General features: G+C 56.9%; 16 protein-coding genes. 7 read left to right on the top strand and 9 right to left on the bottom strand.

Annotated elements, in window-relative coordinates:
* Nucleotides 1-132 precede the first annotated feature (132 nt).
* Both hslU and hslV read right to left on the bottom strand, forming a co-directional pair.
* Nucleotides 133-1,473, bottom strand: a complete 1,341-nt coding sequence (hslU, locus tag ACZ9W6_RS17275; protein WP_465192433.1) for an ATP-dependent protease ATPase subunit HslU — start codon at nucleotides 1,471-1,473, stop codon at nucleotides 133-135.
* 33 nt (nucleotides 1,474-1,506) lie between these two features.
* On the bottom strand, nucleotides 1,507-2,043 hold the full coding sequence (gene hslV / locus ACZ9W6_RS17280) for an ATP-dependent protease subunit HslV (RefSeq protein ID WP_465192434.1): 537 nt from the start codon (nucleotides 2,041-2,043) through the stop codon (nucleotides 1,507-1,509).
* A 171-nt stretch (nucleotides 2,044-2,214) separates the two neighbouring features.
* On the opposite strand from hslV, the gene ACZ9W6_RS17285 reads away from it, so the two are divergent.
* The 6 genes from ACZ9W6_RS17285 to ACZ9W6_RS17310 all read left to right on the top strand — a co-directional run bounded on the left by ACZ9W6_RS17285 (nucleotide 2,215) and on the right by ACZ9W6_RS17310 (nucleotide 8,476).
* A complete protein-coding gene (locus ACZ9W6_RS17285) occupies nucleotides 2,215-2,877 on the top strand; it encodes an energy transducer TonB (RefSeq protein ID WP_465192435.1) in 663 nt (220 codons plus the stop codon).
* A 5-nt stretch (nucleotides 2,878-2,882) separates the two neighbouring features.
* Nucleotides 2,883-3,557 carry a MotA/TolQ/ExbB proton channel family protein gene (locus ACZ9W6_RS17290; protein WP_465192436.1) on the top strand — a complete coding sequence of 225 codons (675 nt, stop codon included), beginning with the start codon at nucleotides 2,883-2,885 and terminating at the stop codon, nucleotides 3,555-3,557.
* Nucleotides 3,544-3,957: an ExbD/TolR family protein gene (locus tag ACZ9W6_RS17295; protein WP_465192437.1), complete on the top strand. Its 414-nt coding sequence runs from the start codon at nucleotides 3,544-3,546 to the stop codon at nucleotides 3,955-3,957. The genes ACZ9W6_RS17290 and ACZ9W6_RS17295 overlap by 14 nt, the downstream gene beginning before the upstream one ends.
* Nucleotides 3,958-4,099: 142 nt before the next feature.
* Nucleotides 4,100-6,295: a TonB-dependent receptor gene (locus tag ACZ9W6_RS17300; protein WP_465192438.1), complete on the top strand. Its 2,196-nt coding sequence runs from the start codon at nucleotides 4,100-4,102 to the stop codon at nucleotides 6,293-6,295.
* Between the two features lie 169 nt (nucleotides 6,296-6,464).
* Entirely contained in the window at nucleotides 6,465-7,145 is a 681-nt protein-coding gene (locus tag ACZ9W6_RS17305) for a Fe2+-dependent dioxygenase (protein ID WP_465192439.1), read from the top strand.
* A 437-nt stretch (nucleotides 7,146-7,582) separates the two neighbouring features.
* Nucleotides 7,583-8,476, top strand: coding sequence for a LysR substrate-binding domain-containing protein (locus ACZ9W6_RS17310; protein ID WP_465192440.1), 894 nt, complete (start codon nucleotides 7,583-7,585; stop codon nucleotides 8,474-8,476).
* A gap of 40 nt (nucleotides 8,477-8,516) precedes the next feature.
* On the opposite strand, the gene ACZ9W6_RS17315 is transcribed toward ACZ9W6_RS17310, so the two are convergent.
* From ACZ9W6_RS17315 to ACZ9W6_RS17340, 6 genes are all read right to left on the bottom strand, one after another.
* Nucleotides 8,517-10,571 carry a hypothetical protein gene (locus tag ACZ9W6_RS17315; RefSeq protein ID WP_465192441.1) on the bottom strand — a complete coding sequence of 685 codons (2,055 nt, stop codon included), beginning with the start codon at nucleotides 10,569-10,571 and terminating at the stop codon, nucleotides 8,517-8,519.
* Nucleotides 10,568-11,275, bottom strand: a complete 708-nt coding sequence (locus ACZ9W6_RS17320; protein WP_465192442.1) for a PilW family protein — start codon at nucleotides 11,273-11,275, stop codon at nucleotides 10,568-10,570. Before ACZ9W6_RS17320 ends, ACZ9W6_RS17315 begins: the two co-directional genes overlap by 4 nt.
* Nucleotides 11,272-11,619 carry a hypothetical protein gene (locus tag ACZ9W6_RS17325; protein ID WP_465192443.1) on the bottom strand — a complete coding sequence of 116 codons (348 nt, stop codon included), beginning with the start codon at nucleotides 11,617-11,619 and terminating at the stop codon, nucleotides 11,272-11,274. Before ACZ9W6_RS17325 ends, ACZ9W6_RS17320 begins: the two co-directional genes overlap by 4 nt.
* Before the next feature lie 22 nt (nucleotides 11,620-11,641).
* The gene (locus ACZ9W6_RS17330) at nucleotides 11,642-12,115 is read right to left on the bottom strand and encodes a pilus assembly FimT family protein (protein WP_465192444.1); all 474 of its coding nucleotides are present in this window, start codon (nucleotides 12,113-12,115) and stop codon (nucleotides 11,642-11,644) included.
* Nucleotides 12,109-12,561 carry a type IV pilin protein gene (locus ACZ9W6_RS17335; protein WP_465192445.1) on the bottom strand — a complete coding sequence of 151 codons (453 nt, stop codon included), beginning with the start codon at nucleotides 12,559-12,561 and terminating at the stop codon, nucleotides 12,109-12,111. Before ACZ9W6_RS17335 ends, ACZ9W6_RS17330 begins: the two co-directional genes overlap by 7 nt.
* 137 nt (nucleotides 12,562-12,698) lie before the next feature.
* Nucleotides 12,699-15,035: a putative bifunctional diguanylate cyclase/phosphodiesterase gene (locus tag ACZ9W6_RS17340; protein ID WP_465192446.1), complete on the bottom strand. Its 2,337-nt coding sequence runs from the start codon at nucleotides 15,033-15,035 to the stop codon at nucleotides 12,699-12,701.
* 251 nt (nucleotides 15,036-15,286) lie between these two features.
* Between ACZ9W6_RS17340 and ACZ9W6_RS17345 the strand changes: the two genes are divergently transcribed.
* Nucleotides 15,287-16,534: a nitronate monooxygenase gene (locus tag ACZ9W6_RS17345; protein WP_465192447.1), complete on the top strand. Its 1,248-nt coding sequence runs from the start codon at nucleotides 15,287-15,289 to the stop codon at nucleotides 16,532-16,534.
* A 61-nt stretch (nucleotides 16,535-16,595) separates the two neighbouring features.
* On the opposite strand, the gene ACZ9W6_RS17350 is transcribed toward ACZ9W6_RS17345, so the two are convergent.
* Nucleotides 16,596-16,838, bottom strand: a complete 243-nt coding sequence (locus ACZ9W6_RS17350; RefSeq protein ID WP_465192448.1) for a hypothetical protein — start codon at nucleotides 16,836-16,838, stop codon at nucleotides 16,596-16,598.
* Between the last annotated feature and the right edge of the window lie 185 nt (nucleotides 16,839-17,023).

The raw sequence follows: 17,023 nt of genomic DNA on the forward strand, positions 1-17,023 counted from the left end.
TACCCAAACCACATTTTTGCTAAATATTTAAGCAAATACCCCGTTTATCAAAGTTATCGGCCCAACTCCTTGCAGAATCGGGCCGATATCCTTGCTACTGCTGGCTCGCCAACTCGCGGCCAACCTTAGTACTTACAGAATGAAGTGGGCGAGGTCTTCGCGCTGCGACAGCATGTCGAGCTTGCCATCAACGTAGGCTGCATTGATTTCACAACGACCGGCCTGCGCGTCGAAGGCGATCTCTTCGAGCAGTTTTTCCATCACGGTATAAAGACGACGCGCACCGATATTCTCGGTCTTCTCGTTTACCTGCCAGGCGATTTGCGCCAGACGCTCGATGCCATCGGCCATGAAAGCCAGCTCGACGCCCTCGGTAGCCAGCAATGCTTCGTACTGACGGGTGAGGCAAGCATCCGTGCTGGTCAGGATGGCCTGGAAGTCAGCGACCGACAGCGACGACAACTCGACACGAATCGGGAAACGGCCTTGCAGCTCCGGAATCAGGTCGGATGGTTTGGACAGGTGGAAGGCGCCGGACGCAATAAACAGAATGTGGTCGGTTTTCACCATGCCGTACTTGGTAGTCACCGTCGTACCTTCTACCAGCGGCAACAGGTCACGCTGCACACCGGCGCGCGACACGTCGGCCTGCTGGCCATCGCTGCGGCTGGTGACCTTGTCGATTTCGTCGATGAAGACGATGCCGTTTTGCTCGACATTGCGCAGCGCCTCGGTCTTGATGTCTTCTTCATTGACCAGCTTGGCGGCTTCTTCGTCGATCAGCTGCTTGAGGGCATCGGCGATCTTCAGCTTGCGCGCCTTTTTCTTGCCGGCATGCATGCCCTGGAACATGTTCTGCAGCTGGGACGACAGGTCTTCCATGCCCGGCGGAGTCAGGATTTCCATTCGCGCCGGCGCTTCGGCCAGCTCGATCTCGATTTCCTTGTCGTTCAGCTCGCCTTCGCGCAGCTTCTTGCGGAATTTCTGGCGGGTCGCATTCTCTTCCGGCTTGTCTTCGGCGGCAGGCTCATCAACAAAGAAACCGGCCTGCTGGCGCGGACGTGGCAGCAGCACATCGAGGATGCGCTCTTCAGCCGCATCTTCGGCACGATGACGATTGCGCACGATGGCAGCGTCGCGGGTTTCTTTCAGCGCCACTTCCACCAGATCACGAATGATGGTGTCGACGTCGCGGCCAACGTAGCCGACTTCGGTGAACTTGGTGGCTTCAACCTTGATGAAAGGCGCATTCGACAGCTTGGCCAGACGGCGGGCGATCTCGGTCTTACCGACACCGGTCGGGCCGATCATCAGGATGTTTTTCGGGGTGATCTCGCTCTTCAGCGGCTCGGCTACCTGCTGGCGGCGCCAGCGGTTGCGCAGTGCAATCGCTACCGCGCGCTTGGCAGCCTGCTGACCGATGATGTGCTTGTCCAGCTCGTGGACGATTTCCTGGGGCGTCATGGTGCTCATGATGATTTCCGTAAAACGTAAGGTTGGCCGCAATCAGCCCAGTGTTTCGATCAGATGGTTCTGGTTGGTGTAGATACAGATGTCGCCGGCGATTTCCAGCGACTTCTTCACCACATCAGCCGGATCCAGCTCGGTGTTTTCATATAAAGCACGCGCAGCGGCCTGGGCGAAAGCACCGCCCGAGCCAATCGCCGCGATGCCCTGTTCCGGTTCCAGCACATCGCCGTTACCGGTAATGATCAGGGTGGACTCGGTATCGGCCACGATCAGCATCGCCTCGAGACGACGCAGCATGCGATCGGTACGCCAGTCCTTGGCCAGCTCGACCGCCGAGCGCACCAGATGGCCCTGATGTTTTTCGAGCTTGGCTTCGAAGCGTTCGAACAGGGTGAAGGCATCGGCCGTACCACCGGCGAAACCGGCAATCACCTTGCCGTGGTACAGGCGGCGGATTTTGCGCGCGGTGGCCTTGATCACGATATTGCCCAGGGTGACCTGGCCGTCTCCGCCCAGTGCGACACGGTTACCGCGGCGCACCGACACGATTGTGGTTCCGTCAAATTGCTGCATAAAGCCTCGAAATCAGTAATGAGCCGGCGTTTCCGGCAATTGCTTCTATATATGCAGCCAGCCCCTGCTTTATCAAGCCGCAACAGACTATGGCCGCACACACACATTACATTGACCTAATACGAACAAAAGCGATAACATTAATAAGAACTCTTCTCATGATCATTAGCAATGAAACATCGTTTGACTCGTGCAGGCACCCTGACAGGCATCACCGCCATTCATCTTGGCCTATTGCTGAGCAGCGCCAGTGCCAATCTGCCTGTCACCCCTCCCGAGCCCATGCCGATGACCATGGTGAATATCGCGCCGGAAGTGCCGCAGCCACAGGTGGCACCGGCACCGCCCAAGCCGCAGGTGGTACAAAAGGTCGCCCCGAAAACACCAGCGCCGAAACCACAGGTCAAGGCAATTGCCCCGCGCCCGGAACGCACCATCAGCACGCCGGTAGCGGCTGCCGCGCCTAGCCCGGCAGCAGAAACACCCGTCGCAACCACGCCGGTGGTGGCGGAAGCCCCGCCTGCGCTACCGGCACCGCCCGCACCGGTAGTGCCGCCGACGCATATCGGTAGCCATCTGGGTAATCCGAAGCCCATCTATCCGGCCTTGTCGCTGGAGCTTGGCGAGAGCGGCAATGTTGGCCTGCGCGTACAGGTCAGTGCCGATGGCAAGGCACAGGAAGTCAGCCTGGCACGCAGCAGCGGTTTTGCCCGTCTCGATCGCGCTGCCATCCAGGCCGTGAAGCAATGGCGTTTCAAGCCCGCCACCCGCGGTAACGAAGCCATCCCGTTTACCTACACCTTCTCCGTCGAATTCGACATTAACAAAGCCTGACAACCATGAACCTGATGCTGACCTTCGAACAGGGTGACCCCATCCTGATCACCGTATTTCTGGCGCTGATCGCCATGTCCATCCTTACCTGGTACTACATCGCCATGCGTGGCTGGCAGGCCTGGCGCGTGCGTCGTGCCAACCGCGACAGCGAAAACGCACTGTGGGAAGCGGCCAACTGGCAGGAAGCCAGCCGCCAGCTGGCCGAGCAGGATGCGCCGGTCAGCCGTCTGGTCAGCGATGGCCTGTCCGCACTCAAGCAATACCAGCAGCACAGCCAGCAGTCGCTGGGCCAGCACTGCACACTGGACGAACACCTCACCCGCTCGCTGCGCAAGCGTCTGGCGCTCGAACAGCAACAGCTGGAAGGCGGCATGACCGTGCTGGCCACCATTGGCTCGACCGCGCCGTTTGTCGGCCTGTTCGGCACCGTCTGGGGCATTTACCACGCGCTGGTGAATATCGGTACGGCCGGCCAGATGTCGATTGCGGCGGTTGCCGGCCCGATCGGTGAAGCGCTGGTTGCCACCGCCGCAGGCTTGGCCGCAGCCATTCCGGCAGTGATGGCTTACAACACCTTCGTGCGTCTGAACCGCGTGATCAATCAGGACATGGATCACTTCACCCACGACCTGCACGCCCACCTGCTGACCCACGGAGCGGAACATGGCATTCGGTAGTTTTGACAAGGGGCAGGACGCCCCGATGGCCGAGATCAATACCACGCCGCTGGTCGACGTGATGCTGGTGCTGCTGGTGGTGTTCATCATCACCACCCCGCTGCTGACCAATGCGGTAAAGCTCGACCTGCCGCAAGCCACCGCCAGCCAGCATCAGGACAAGCCGGACTCCATCCGTCTGGCGATTGACCCAGAAGGCAAGCTGTTCTGGAACGATGCCCCGGTTGAAGCCGGCGAGTTGCGCAGCCGCTTTGTTGCGGCCGCTGCGGCCAACCCCGAGGTTGAGCTGCATCTGCGCGCCGACAAGGCCATCCGCTACGAGCTGGTGGCAGTCACCCTGGCCGATGCCCAGAGTGCCGGCATTACCCGGATCGGCTTTGTTACCGAGGCCGGTAAGTAGCAGAACGCTGTATTTCCGGCCAGAAAACGACCCGGCATCCCTGCCGGGTGTTTTTTGCCCATCGAAAATCATTTATCGAAATTGACGGTTTCATAAAAGGCATCAATGACCGTAACGGTGCCAACACAAGCAAAGGCAAGTCATGCATAAGAAAATTCGCAGTCACAAGCACACCGCTATCAAACAACCGGCGCTGCTGGCCGGCATGTTGGCCGCCAGCCTGGCCCCCGGCCTCGCCCATGCCGACAACAGCGCCCAGCTGGATACCGTCAAGGTAGAAGCCACCCAGAACGCCGAGCGCGGCAGCTACATCAGTGGCACCGCGACGCTGGGCAAGCAGAAACAGGCACTGAAAGACGTACCGCAGGCGGTGTCGGTGATTACCAAGCAGCTGATGACCGATCAGGGCGACAGCAGCCTGAAAGAGGCGCTGAAGAATGTTTCCGGTATCACCTTCCAGGCGGGTGAAGGCGGCCGTGCCGGTGACTCGGTGATTCTGCGTGGCTTCTCGGCCTTCGGCGACACCTACCGCGACGGTCAGCGCGATACCGCCCAGTACAACCGCGATCCGTTCAACGACGAGCGTATCGAAGTGTTGAAAGGCGCCAGCTCGATGCTGTTCGGCCGCGGCTCGACCGGTGGCATCATCAACCAGATCAGCAAGACGCCATACGCCGGCACCCTGACCGACCTGAGCACCACCGTCGGTACCAATGATTTCTACCGCGCCACCGCCGACATCAACCAGGCGCTGTCCGACACTGCTGCCATCCGTCTGAACGTGATGGGCCTCAAAGACGGCGGTGCCGATGGCGTCAGCCAGGCGCGTCGCCACGGTATTGCCCCGTCGATCGCCTTCGGCCTGAACGAGCCGACCACCGTGGTGCTGTCGCATATGCAGCTGAAGGAGAGCAATACCTCCTTCCTCGGCGTACCGTTCGATCCGAACACCCGCCAGCCTATCGATGTACCGACCGATCGTTACTACGGTCTGAAGGGCATGAACAACGACGACATCGAGAGCAATATCACCACCGCACGCGCCACCCACAAGTTCGACAGCCACAACGAGCTGGCAGTACAGCTGCGCGTTGGCCGCTTCGAGCGCCAGATTCTTGATTCGCAGCCACGCCTGTCCGGCGTGACTGCCGGCACCCCGATCACCGACGACACCAAACTGGTTTACAGCGGCAAGCTGCGCGGTGCGATTGCCGAAAACCAGATCCTGAGCGCGGATTACAGCAGCCAGTTCATGACCGGTGATATCGAACACAATCTGCTGGCCGGCGTGGAATTCACCCGTGAAACCCAGACCGATGACAGCATCAGCGCAACCTCCAGCATCAGCGGCATCGTTGCCAGCGTCGGCAACCCGGATGCCAGCTACAGTGGCGGCTTCAGCAAGGCCCGCTCGCGCAACTTTGACACCACCAACCTGGCGGCCTACCTGACCGACACCGTGACCCTGAGCCCACAATGGAAAGCCATGGCCGGTCTGCGCATGGATCGTCTGGATGGTACCTATCGCACTTACAGCACCAGCGGCAGCAATATCGGCGAGCAAACCGGCGAAGCGCGCCGCAAGGATCGCGGCCTCAGCTATCGTACCGGCCTGATCTTCCAGCCGACCCAGCAGTCCAGCTACTACCTGGGTTACAGCAGCCTGATGAACCCGTCCGGCGAGGCTTATCAGTTCGACCTCTCCAGCGGCATGACCGATACCCAGAAGCCTGAGCGCAACAAGCATATGGAGCTGGGTGCCAAGTGGGAGCTGGCCGAAGGCGATGCAACCTTCCGCACCGCTATCTTCCGCACCGAAAAACTGTTCGAGCGCAATACCGACGCGCTGGCACCTAACGTTTCCATCCTGTACGCCAAGCGTCACACCGACGGTATCGAATTCGAAATCGCCGGTCGTCTGAGCGAGAAGTGGGAAGTGTTTGCCGGTGCTACCTTCATGAACCCGGTGATTGACGAAGGCTGGCGCAACAACGCCGCATCCGACCACAATGCCGGCGCGATTGCCAAGTACACGGCCAAGCGCACGGCCAACCTGTGGACTACCTACAAGCTGGATGAGCAGCTGACTGTCGGTGGCGGCCTGTACTACGTCGGCAAGCGCTACGCTTCCGACGGCACCAGCGACCAGTCGAGCACCAACTTCGCCAAAGGCTATCTGCGTGCCGATGCGATGATCAGCTACGATGCCAAGCCGTTCACCGTGCGTCTGAACGTCAACAACCTGACCAACGAGAAGTACTACGATGCGCTGTACGGTGGCCATGCTGCCGCCGCCGCACCGCGTGAAGTGCAACTGACCGTCGGTTACAAGTACTAAGCCCTGCCCGCCTTGCGGCCAACCTTGTCACTTCAGGGTTGGCCGCAAGGCCATTTTGCTGGCGACTTTTCAGCAAGTCGCCAGCAAAATGCCGCCATAGCGGCCTGCATACCGGCAGGATGCACCACCCCATCTTGCACACTGCCAACCCGTCTCACAGGAATACCCCATGCTGTTGCACATCCCTGAAGTTCTCACCCCCGATGAAGTGGCCTACGCGCGCCAGTTGCTGCTGCAGGCGCAATGGCAGGATGGCCGCAGCACGGCCGGCCACCAGGCACTGGACGTCAAACACAATCTGCAACTGCCACCGCAGGGCGACACCGCCCGCGAGCTGGCCGCCATGGTCGCCCGCGCGCTGGCGCGCAACCCGCTCTACCAGTCTGCCGCCCTGCCGCGCAAACTGATGACGCCCATGTTCAACTGCTATCAGGGCGGCATGACCTATGGCAACCATGTCGATAATGCCATTCGTCACGATCCGCTCAGCGGCGACTACGTGCGCACCGATGTCTCCAGCACACTGTTTTTCAGCAATCCGGACGAATACGAAGGCGGCGAGCTGATCATCGAAGACACTTACGGCAGTCATGCCGTCAAGTTGGCCGCAGGCGATCTGATCCTTTATCCGTCTACCAGCCTGCATCGGGTCGAGCCGGTGACGGCCGGTGCGCGGCTGGCTTCCTTCATGTGGTGTCAGAGTATGGTGCGTGACGACAAGCAGCGCGCCATGCTGTTTGACATGGATATGGCCATCATCAGCCTGAGACAAAAAGTCGGGGATAGTGAAGAAGTCGTCAGCCTGACGGCGGTGTATCACAACCTGCTGCGGCAATGGGCGGAAATCTGAGCAGATTCCGGGCAAAAAAAACCCCGCCGGATGGACATCCGGCGGGACACCGTGAGACAGAGCAAACCCCGAGCAAACGGGGTAAACATGCAATAGCGGATCCCCACTATTGTTGGAGACTCCTGCAAGCGGACCCCTCCGCATGCCAAAGCCGAGCCAATCTTCAAGCAGCAGTAACAGCTGCTTGCCAACACAACCCCATCAACAGCGGGGTTATGCCAAAAAAACCGGTACAATTCCGACAATCTTGCGTGGTTTGCGTGCATGCAATTATTGCATTCCACAATTAAACCAGTTCAAGACCAGACACATCATACAAAAAAGCTAAGTAACTAATCTGTATCGGATAATGCAAGAATACGGTGCCGCCGCGCTCTTGACAAAGCAATAATACGCATGTTTAACATGCAAAAAAATCATGGGTGCTGACTAGCAAAATGAAACTCCCCCCCCTTAATGCCTTGCGCGTGTTCCTGGTGGCTGCCGAGCAGCTTTCTTTCACCAAAGCCGGTGAAACCCTGCACCTGACACAAGGCGCCGTCAGCCGGCATATCCAGTCGCTGGAAAGCTACTACGGCCGCCAGCTATTCGTGCGCCAGGCACGCGGTCTGAGTCTGACGCCGGAAGGCATGGTGCTGCTGCCCGCCGTGCGCGAAGCATTTGGCCGGGTGGAAGCGGCCAGCGATGCCATCAACCGTCGCAGCCGCGAATTGCGCGTCAAGACCAGTCCGTCGATTGCCGCCCGCTGGGTGCTGCCCAAGCTCGGCAGCTTCCGCGAACGCCATCCCGAGCTGATGGTCAGCATGATCTCGATTACCGGCTTTGACCCCAACTTCAAGAGCCGCGAATACGATATTTCTTTCCAGGCCTGCCTGACCAAAGAGCCCGGCCTGATTTACCACCGCTTGCGTCCGGCGCGCTTCATTCCGGTTGCCTCGCCAAAGCTGATCGGCAACCGCCCCCTGCCGCAGCCATCGGAATTCCTGGGCTACCCGCTGCTGCACCCGTCTTACGACGATAATTTCTGGTTGCACTGGTTTGCGCTGGCCGGCATCAAGATCGACAAACAGCCGGATGCCTACTCTTTCGACACGCTGGACCTCGCCATCACCGCCGCCGAACAAGGCATGGGCATTACCCTGGCCGACACCAGCATGATTGGTGACGAACTCGCCAGCGGCAAGCTGCTGGCACTGTCCGAAACAGCCCTGCAGACCGACTGGGCGTATTATTTGATCTACCCGCAAGAGCTGGCCGAACTACCCAGCGTACAAGCCTTCCGCGACTGGGCGCTTGCCGAATTCGGCGACCCGCAAGCCTTGCCGGCATGAAAAAAGGCGCCAACGGCGCCTTTTTCTTTTGCGGCCAAGCTTAGAGCGGCCGTGATCGCAAGATGATGGGTGAGCGGATGACTCCGTTCCCCGCACTGCCATTGCTGCCACCGGAGCCGCTGCCCTGGTTGCTACCACCACCCAGGGTCACCATCTGGTCATCCGTCAGCTTGCTGATATCGAGTTTGAAGCCCGTCCCACCCAGACTCACCCCTCGATGGCTCGAATCCGTTCCCGTCCCCACCTGCAAAAGACCTTCCTGCACGTTATAGGAGCCGGCAACGGTCATGCGGCCACCAATATGCACATGACCACGCAAATACAGACTGTTGCGCAAAAGATTGCGATTGGTCACTACCGCATAATTACCCAGTGGAATGCCGCTGCGCGTCACGCCACCATCCTGATAGCTTTTAAGGCTGTTGCCATCACAAAGCTGACTCAGATTGATATCCCATGCTTTCACAGCCTGGCCAGGAAACACTTCTTTCACTTTTTGCGAGCAGATATTACCAATCGCACCCGCCTCAAGATTACTGGCCGTGACATGAGGAATTTTCTGTTGATAATTGCTTGCACCCAGATCTTCATTACTGCCAATTGCCAAGTCGCCAGCAACCAGAACTGCGCCATGATGATAGCCCTTGCTAAGGCCTTTGAAGTCATTTCCATAATGAATGGTGGGTTGAGCCTCATTACTCTGGCCAAACGTAAGCAAAATATTCCATTGATGCGCATCATGCCCCAGCGAAACCCCTTTGAATAATAATATTCCAGGCGCAACATCAAATGCATCCAATACAGTTGCTTTACCAACTGCGTTGAAACGACCATCAGTCACAGTCTTCGGATTAAGATCACACTTCCTTGGCCAATCTTTTGCATTGCAAGCCATGAAGGGAATATCTTTGCCTTGAACTTTTATCGGAAAGTTCATCGGTATCCCATTGCTAACATCCCAGTCGCCAGACATATCCACACCACCAATTCGAACATGCTGGATCTTGAGCCGGAACTTGCCATGATCCTTATAAAAAATGTAATTGGCCTGACTCTCCAGAGTATCTACATCAACCGTACTGGACTGCGCCTCACACTGAACCGGCGGCACCACCAGCGTTGGGTCTACCTGTATGTCCATTGGTGGCAAGCGCAGTTCAGCATGAGATTCGCATTGCAGGATGGGCCAACCACTGCTCTTGATACACTGTGCAGGGCTCAATCTCTTCAAGTCATACGCCGAACGATTGCGGATTTTGCCACTGACAAAGGTCGGGGAGGGGTCGGAAACGTAAAACAGGTTGGCCGCATTAAGTTTGGCAATCGTACCCGCCCCGACGGCCAGATCATTCTGTGCCTCAAGCAAGGCATAGCTGCCACCACCAGCCGTCAGCGTGCCGGTATTCATCCCGGCAGTTACATTGTGCCCTTGTAAGGTCAGATTGTTGGCAGTGGCCTGGCCGGTAAACCAGATATCCTTCATGGCTCGATAAGTGCCACCTAGGCTACCGCCACCATTGATGGTGAGATTCTTCGTCACGCAAATTCGATTGTTACCACCAACCTGACCTATGACAGCATCACCATCCACCACCAGCTCGGCGACTTTGTCGTTGCCAAGAATATCCAGCAATTCTCCACTGGCCTCAAGATTACCCTTGAAATAGGCGATATTTGCCTTGCCCTTGGGTGGAGTAGTACTTGCGGTGCTACCAAATGCCACTTCCAACAAGGCCGTACTGTCGGCGCTGCGGCCAACCATCTTGTAGCAGAACTCGCCGCTACGGCAGCCTGCCACTTTTTCGACAGTGGCAATGGCGTTGCCGCCGGCATCCTTGATTGTGGCCCCATCCGGCAGGGCCGCCGCATCCTTGCCCTCCAGATACAGCTTCCAAGCCTCGACACCGGCCCAGGCATTGATTTCGGCCTGGGTACGCGCATGCACCGACACACCGCTATCCTGTGCCGTACTCACATAGTTCATCACGCCGACTGTCAGTGCCGACAGCGACAGCCCGGTCAGCAGGATGACCAGCAAGGCAGCCATGCCTTGCTGTTTGCCGGGTGCTGCGCTCTTTCCGGAAGGTATATTCATGGGTAATTGACCAGACAGCTCTGGCTGTCAATCAGCTGGCTACCAGAGAAGCTGCGGGTAGTCAGGATAACGCTGTATTTGCCGCCGGATGCCGTACCGATACCGAAAGGGCGGCACTTGCTGACACCGTGCGAGAGTGCGATGGATGTCTGCCCGGTGCGCTGTAATTGATCAGTACCGCCATCCGGCGAGGTGACCAGGACTTCCTGCTTGCTCCAGCTGTCTATGGTCATGCCGCCACCGGTGATACGCCACAAGCCACCCTCTTGCGGGGCATACAGGCCCTCATATTGATAAGTGCCGGAGGCATCACGGTTACGCCACAGGATGGCCTGGCCAAAGCCCGAGGTTGGCCGCAGCACCACACCCGAAGCCGGTGCCGTGTTCAGCGCCGTCGCCGTATTACTGCCACTGGCAATAGTGACTCGCTCCAGTAATAGCAGATCTGCCGGATAGCCCGGCACCGGCGTCGTCCCCGAGGCCGCGGGCTCAAAGTAACCGGCTGATTTGAGTAGCTTGTCTGCGGTCAGCAGCCCGGTGGCAATACGTGCTTCCGTCTGGACTCCCACCCGGCTTTCTGCCGTGGTACTGCTCGTCGTGCGATACAGGGACAACATGGCAATAATCGCCAGCATGGACAGCAGCATGCCAACCAGCATTTCGACAAGGCTGACGCCCATCTGCGTGTGTCTGACCGATCTCATCGCACGGAGTCCACCACGACTTTGCCGCCAAACATTTCATGGTCAACCGAAATCTGCGGGATGGATACCTGTACGACCTGTTGCGCACCACTGGCTGGCACCACGGTGAGCGTCACCTCATCACTCTGGCAGCTGGCATTCACCGGACTGCTGGCAATATTCAGTGCCACCGCCGCGGGCGCTGACGAATCACACGTACCCGACTTCAGCGCCTCGCGCATCTGGCTGACTGCCAGGTGCTGCGTGGAGGCATTGCGCTGCGCCACCATGGTTCGACCGGCAACAAAAGCAATACCGATACCGATGATGGCCAGCAACAGCATGGTGACCAGCGCCTCGAGCATGCTAAGCCCCAGTTGCAACTGTCTAGATGAAGTCTGCCGCATAGCTATAACCATCTTGCAGATTGATGCGGAATGCCTTGCAAGCCGCAAGTGGCAGCGCGGCATTGTCAAACTGCAGCGCATTGCCGCAGGCAACAAGCTGACTGGCAGTATCACTCACGACCAGCCACTGGATTTGCTGCCCGGCCACTGCAGACCAGACTATGCGGCCACTCGCCCCTTCCTGCACCTGTACGGTATTACCATTGATAATGCGCAGCGTCGCCGCCGGCGTACTGCCACTGGCAGCAGAGGGATTGCGCAAAGCCAGCGCCTTGGTTTTGGCATAAGCCTGCATGAGCTGGCTTTCGGCTTGCTGGATACTGGCATCCGCCATCCAGCCCCGCGTCAGCGGCACCCCTGCCAGTAGCAGCAGGCTGGCAATCGCAATCACGATCAGCATCTCCATCATGCCAAAACCGGTAGCACGCAGTGCTTGGCGACTATTGCTTACCATGAGGAGAAACCGCCACAAGCCTGCTGGCCTGTTACCGAGCGGCTATTGCTGTTATTCAACGTCAACTTGCAGCCCGCCAGATTACCGCCAGCCAAGCCGTCAGCCGTCAGCTCGTACGTCGATGAACTGACATTGACGGTATAGGAGAACATGTCTTGCCTGGCTGGCGACCACGGTTTGGCTGCACCGCCCGAAGCGATATAGGCGATGGTTGCCGAAGTGTTCGTGGTGGGATTAGTTGCGGGTACCGGGTAAAGCAGCTGTCGCTGATAGAGATTTTCCATCGCGAGGCCAAGAGCTACCAGATCGCCCGCCGCAACCTGGGTATGACTACGTTTGACGTAATTCTGATAAGCCGGAACAGCAAGGCCAAGCAGAATGGCGGCAACCACCAGCACAATCATCAGCTCAATCAGCGAGAAGCCACGAATAGAATGTTTCAACACAACAGGAACCTCACCACTGGTATTTGAATGGTATCAAATCACTTTGTGGCGTTAAAAGCAATGACACTAGCCGACTGCTTACATAAACAAGACAGGATAGACATTTCATCGTTGCATCTGGTTCTCAATCTGCCGATTTATCCTATCAGCGACAAATGATGCAATCGTTCTAGCTCGGCCAGAGGCATTGGTCGGCCAAACAGATAACCCTGGTATAGCAGGCAACCATGCTGCTGCAGGAAATATTGCTGCTGAACCGTCTCTACGCCTTCGGCAATAACTTCAAGCTCCAGACTCTGGCACATGGACAGTATCGCCTTGACGATGGCGGCATCATCCGGATCGGCGGTGATATCGCGAATAAAACTTTGATCAATCTTCAACTGGTCAAGCGGCAATCTCTTGAGGCATGACAACGATGAATAACCGGTACCGAAGTCATCCATCGAAAAACGGATACCCAGCGCCTGCAGTTGCTTCATCTTGGCAACGGTATCGTCGATATTGTCGATCACGATGCTTTCAGTGAACTCCAGTTTCAGCGCCCGCGGCGGCGCCCCTGTCTGCGCCAGTGCGTCTTTGACTTCGTCGACAAAGCTATCCTGACTGAACTGGCAGATGCTCACATTGATCGCCAGACTCAAACCCTCATAGCCCGGCAAGCGAGCCCAGCGAGCCAGCGTTCGGCAGGCCTCCAGCAATACCCAGCGACCAATCGGCACAATGGCACCCGTCTCCTCCGCCAGCGGGATAAATTGCGCAGGCGAAATCCAGCCAACCTTGGGGTGCTGCCAGCGCAACAGCAGCTCGGCACCGACGACTGTCCCCTCCTTGTCGACCTGGGCTTGTGCGTAAATCTGCAGCTGATGATTTTCCAGCGCCAGAAACAGGGCACTCTGGATAATCGAGCGCATTTCCAGTGCGTACTGCATTTCCGCACTGTAGAACTTCAGGCTGTTCCGGCCTGCCTCTTTTGCCCCGTACAAAGCCAGGTCGGCATGCTTGAGCAGATCCTCAAGAGACTCTTCACGACCGCTGAAAAGGCAGATACCGATACTCGCCGTAGTCTGAAATGGCATGCCCGCCATGCCGGCATCTTTATAGAAAGGCTGACCAATCACGCCGCGCAGGGTCTCGGCAAGCTCTTCAGCCTTGGCTGCGGCCAACGTTTCCTGATCTCCCAGATTCTCGAGAATCACGACAAACTCATCGCCGCCCAATCGCGCCACGGTGTCCTGTGGCAAGATGTTTTGCCTCAGCCTTTGTGCCACATCCTTCAGGAAGGAATCCCCTGCTGCATGCCCCTGGGTGTCGTTCAGGGTCTTGAAGCTATCAAGGTCTATCATCAGCAAAGCACCAAACTGCTCGCTACGGCGACTGCGTGCCATGGCATAGCGCAGGCGATCAAGGAACAGCCGGCGATTGGGCAAGTCAGTCAGCGCATCGCGAAAAGCCATCTTGCTGATCTGTTGCTGATAGGTTTTTTGCTCGGTGATGTCTTCTATGAAACTGACGAAGTAATCGGGCTTGCCCGTAGATGTTCTTACCAGCGAGACAGTCAGATTGCTCCAGACAAGCTCACCATCCCCTCTGATATATCGTTTTTCCAGCCGGTAGGTCTTGAGATCACCACGCAACAGCTGGTCTACCAGCGAAAGATCACTCTCGAGATCTTCTGGCCAGGTGATCTGTTGAAAGGTCATCTTTTCAAGCTCGGCTCTAGGCCGCAGCAGTATCTCCGCCAGCTTGCTGTTCACCTGAAGCAATTCACCCACTGGAGAGACAATGGCGATGCCCACCGCTGCCTGTTCGAACATCACGTCAAAGCGTTGATGCTGTTGTTGCATGTCCTCAACAAAATGCCGGCGCTCCGATTGCATCGTCTGCTCGATCTGCACTTGCCGGCGATACAGGAAAACCATCGTCCACATTAGTGCAAAACAACTCAACTGCGCCAAACCCAATATCAGCCCGGACTCGCTGAAGATCTGCAACCCCAGCGACAGGGGCGGAATCATGAACAACGAGAGCATTTCCGAAATAGCCGCCCAGCAAGCAAGCAAGAGCGGATAAGCATTGCTATCAGGATCTTTCCACACCCGCCCAAGGTAAACACCCAGCACAAGACAGCCGGCAAAATTCAACAGCAATCCAGCAACACCCGCCCAAGCCCCGACTCCACCCAGATACAAACGCGTCAACATACCGAGCAGCATGGTAACCAGCGCTACCAATGGCCCACCCAGTAAATACGCCATAGCCAGAATGGCCCCCCGCGCATCCAGAATGACCCCGGGCAATACCTCCTGCGGATGCAGCAAGGTGAAGACCATGCTGATAGCAAAAACCATCGCCAGCAGGGACTTCCGCTGCACATCCCTCTTGGCAGGAATAGAACAAAGTACCAGCACATAGAAACCGAACAAGCCTGCTATCGGCAGGAGTGTGGACAGGATTCCGATTAGTGTTGCCATGTTCATGCAATCTCCACTTCACCACCAAACGGTCATGACAATGCTATTGTCTTGCCATGTATCAATATAGATTGCGGCTTTTTCAATTCACAGAAAAACAGACCAAGATCAAAGGCTTTGCAGATTGCCACAGGCCAGCTAAAGACCCAGAAAGGCGAAAATGGTATGATATTAGGCGAGCAATTACTCTAAATTTGGCGTACAAACGCTGCCTCGGACGCCCCGAGGGTGCAACACGGAACCCCGATATAATGAAGTGTGTAGACGATTTTCGCCTGAAGCTGGGCGACAAAGAGCTTGTCCCCATCATCACCGGCGGCATGGGTGTAGATATCTCCACCTCGGCACTGGCGCTGGAAGCAGCCCGTCTGGGCGGTATCGGCCATATTTCCGATGCCATGATTCCAACGGTCACCGATCGTCGCTACAACACCAAATACGTCAAAGACAAACTCAAGCAGTATAAATTCAACGTCGAAAACAGCGACAAATCCGTTGTCCAGTTTGATCTTGGTTTGCTGGATGAAGCGACTCGCCTGCATGTTGAAAGCACCATGAATGCCAAACGTGGAGACGGCATGGTGTTCATCAATTGCATGGAAAAGCTCACCATGAATGCCCCCAAGGAAACCTTGCGCGTACGCATGCGTGCTGCGATGGACTCCGGCATTGAGGGCATTACCTTGGCCGCAGGCCTGCATCTGGGCTCTTTCGCACTGATCGAGGACCATCCCCGCTTCCGCGACGTCAAACTGGGCATTATTGTGTCCTCGCTGCGCGCCCTGCAACTCTTCCTCAAGAAGAGTGCGCGTACCAACCGCTTGCCGGACTACATCGTGGTAGAGGGTCCACTCGCTGGCGGTCACCTCGGCTTTGGCATGGACTGGGCAGAATACGACCTGGCCACCATCGTTGCCGAAATCCACGCCTGGTTGCTGGAACAAAAGCTGGATATTCCGCTCGTACCTGCCGGCGGCATTTTCACCGGTACTGACGCCACCCGCTTCCTCGAAAATGGTGCAGCAGCCGTACAGGTTGCGACCCGTTTCACCGTAGCAAGGGAATGTGGCTTGCCAGAAAAGGTTCAGCAAGAATATTTCAAGGCCAGCGAAGAGCAGATCATCGTCAATCAGGTCTCGCCTACCGGCTACCCGATGCGTATGCTCAACAACAGCCCGGCTATCGGCGATATCATCCGTCCGAACTGTGAAGCCTATGGCTATCTGCTGGATGCCAATGGCAGCTGCCAGTACATCGAGGCATACAACAAGGCTCATGCTGCAGCAGCCGAAGGGGAACGCAAGATCCGCATCTGGGACAAGACCTGTCTGTGTACCCATATGCGCAACTTTGACTGCTGGACTTGCGGCCATTACACCTACCGCCTCAAGGACACCACCCATCGCAATGAGGACGGCAGCTATCAGATTTTGTCTGCAGAACACATTTTCAAAGACTACCAGTTCAGCAAAGACAACAAGATTGCACTGCCCGAGTAAGCAACTCTGCTGAGTTTGACTGAATGAAAAAACCGCCAAATCTGGCGGTTTTTTCATTCAGTCACTTCTCGTTTTTCGGCTCCGAGCCAGCCTGCTTCAGCAACTTGCTGAGCAAAGGATTTTCTTTGGCTTTAGCTTGAGCCTTGGTCGAGCTTTTGCCAAAGCGGTCAGGAGAACCTTTGCGCTTGATTTCTTCATTCAGACGAATACCTGCAAGGCGCTGCAAGTCAAAGTGATTAATAGGCATTGCCAACCCCTTGATTTCAAAAGCAGGATTATCCGCAAGTTGTTGCAGACTGTCCAATACCAAGTCAAGGTTGGCCGCAATACTGTCTGATCAAGTGTTGGGGATGTTGGCGGGGCAGATGCCGGTCGGCATCGTTTTGGCGGGGAGATTGCCTTGCTTCACCCGGCACAAAGCACAAAGCCCGACTCATAGAGTCGGGCTTCCGTGGGGGAGTCTGGCGGTGTCCTACTTTCACACAGGCA

Source organism: Vogesella lacus, from assembly GCF_979366295.1.

What these genes read in the sequence shown, in the direction of transcription:
- ACZ9W6_RS17310 (WP_465192440.1), top strand. Translation starts at nt 7,583, where the DNA reads ATGAAACTCCCCCCCCTTAATGCCTTGCGCGTGTTCCTGGTGGCTGCC.
- ACZ9W6_RS17285 (WP_465192435.1), top strand. Translation starts at nt 2,215, where the DNA reads ATGAAACATCGTTTGACTCGTGCAGGCACCCTGACAGGCATCACCGCC.
- ACZ9W6_RS17315 (WP_465192441.1), bottom strand. Translation starts at nt 10,571, where the DNA reads ATGAATATACCTTCCGGAAAGAGCGCAGCACCCGGCAAACAGCAAGGC.
- ACZ9W6_RS17295 (WP_465192437.1), top strand. Translation starts at nt 3,544, where the DNA reads ATGGCATTCGGTAGTTTTGACAAGGGGCAGGACGCCCCGATGGCCGAG.
- ACZ9W6_RS17325 (WP_465192443.1), bottom strand. Translation starts at nt 11,619, where the DNA reads ATGCTCGAGGCGCTGGTCACCATGCTGTTGCTGGCCATCATCGGTATC.
- ACZ9W6_RS17330 (WP_465192444.1), bottom strand. Translation starts at nt 12,115, where the DNA reads ATGGTAAGCAATAGTCGCCAAGCACTGCGTGCTACCGGTTTTGGCATG.
- ACZ9W6_RS17345 (WP_465192447.1), top strand. Translation starts at nt 15,287, where the DNA reads ATGAAGTGTGTAGACGATTTTCGCCTGAAGCTGGGCGACAAAGAGCTT.
- ACZ9W6_RS17300 (WP_465192438.1), top strand. Translation starts at nt 4,100, where the DNA reads ATGCATAAGAAAATTCGCAGTCACAAGCACACCGCTATCAAACAACCG.
- ACZ9W6_RS17290 (WP_465192436.1), top strand. Translation starts at nt 2,883, where the DNA reads ATGAACCTGATGCTGACCTTCGAACAGGGTGACCCCATCCTGATCACC.
- hslU (WP_465192433.1), bottom strand. Translation starts at nt 1,473, where the DNA reads ATGAGCACCATGACGCCCCAGGAAATCGTCCACGAGCTGGACAAGCAC.
- ACZ9W6_RS17305 (WP_465192439.1), top strand. Translation starts at nt 6,465, where the DNA reads ATGCTGTTGCACATCCCTGAAGTTCTCACCCCCGATGAAGTGGCCTAC.
- hslV (WP_465192434.1), bottom strand. Translation starts at nt 2,043, where the DNA reads ATGCAGCAATTTGACGGAACCACAATCGTGTCGGTGCGCCGCGGTAAC.
- ACZ9W6_RS17320 (WP_465192442.1), bottom strand. Translation starts at nt 11,275, where the DNA reads ATGAGATCGGTCAGACACACGCAGATGGGCGTCAGCCTTGTCGAAATG.
- ACZ9W6_RS17340 (WP_465192446.1), bottom strand. Translation starts at nt 15,035, where the DNA reads ATGGCAACACTAATCGGAATCCTGTCCACACTCCTGCCGATAGCAGGC.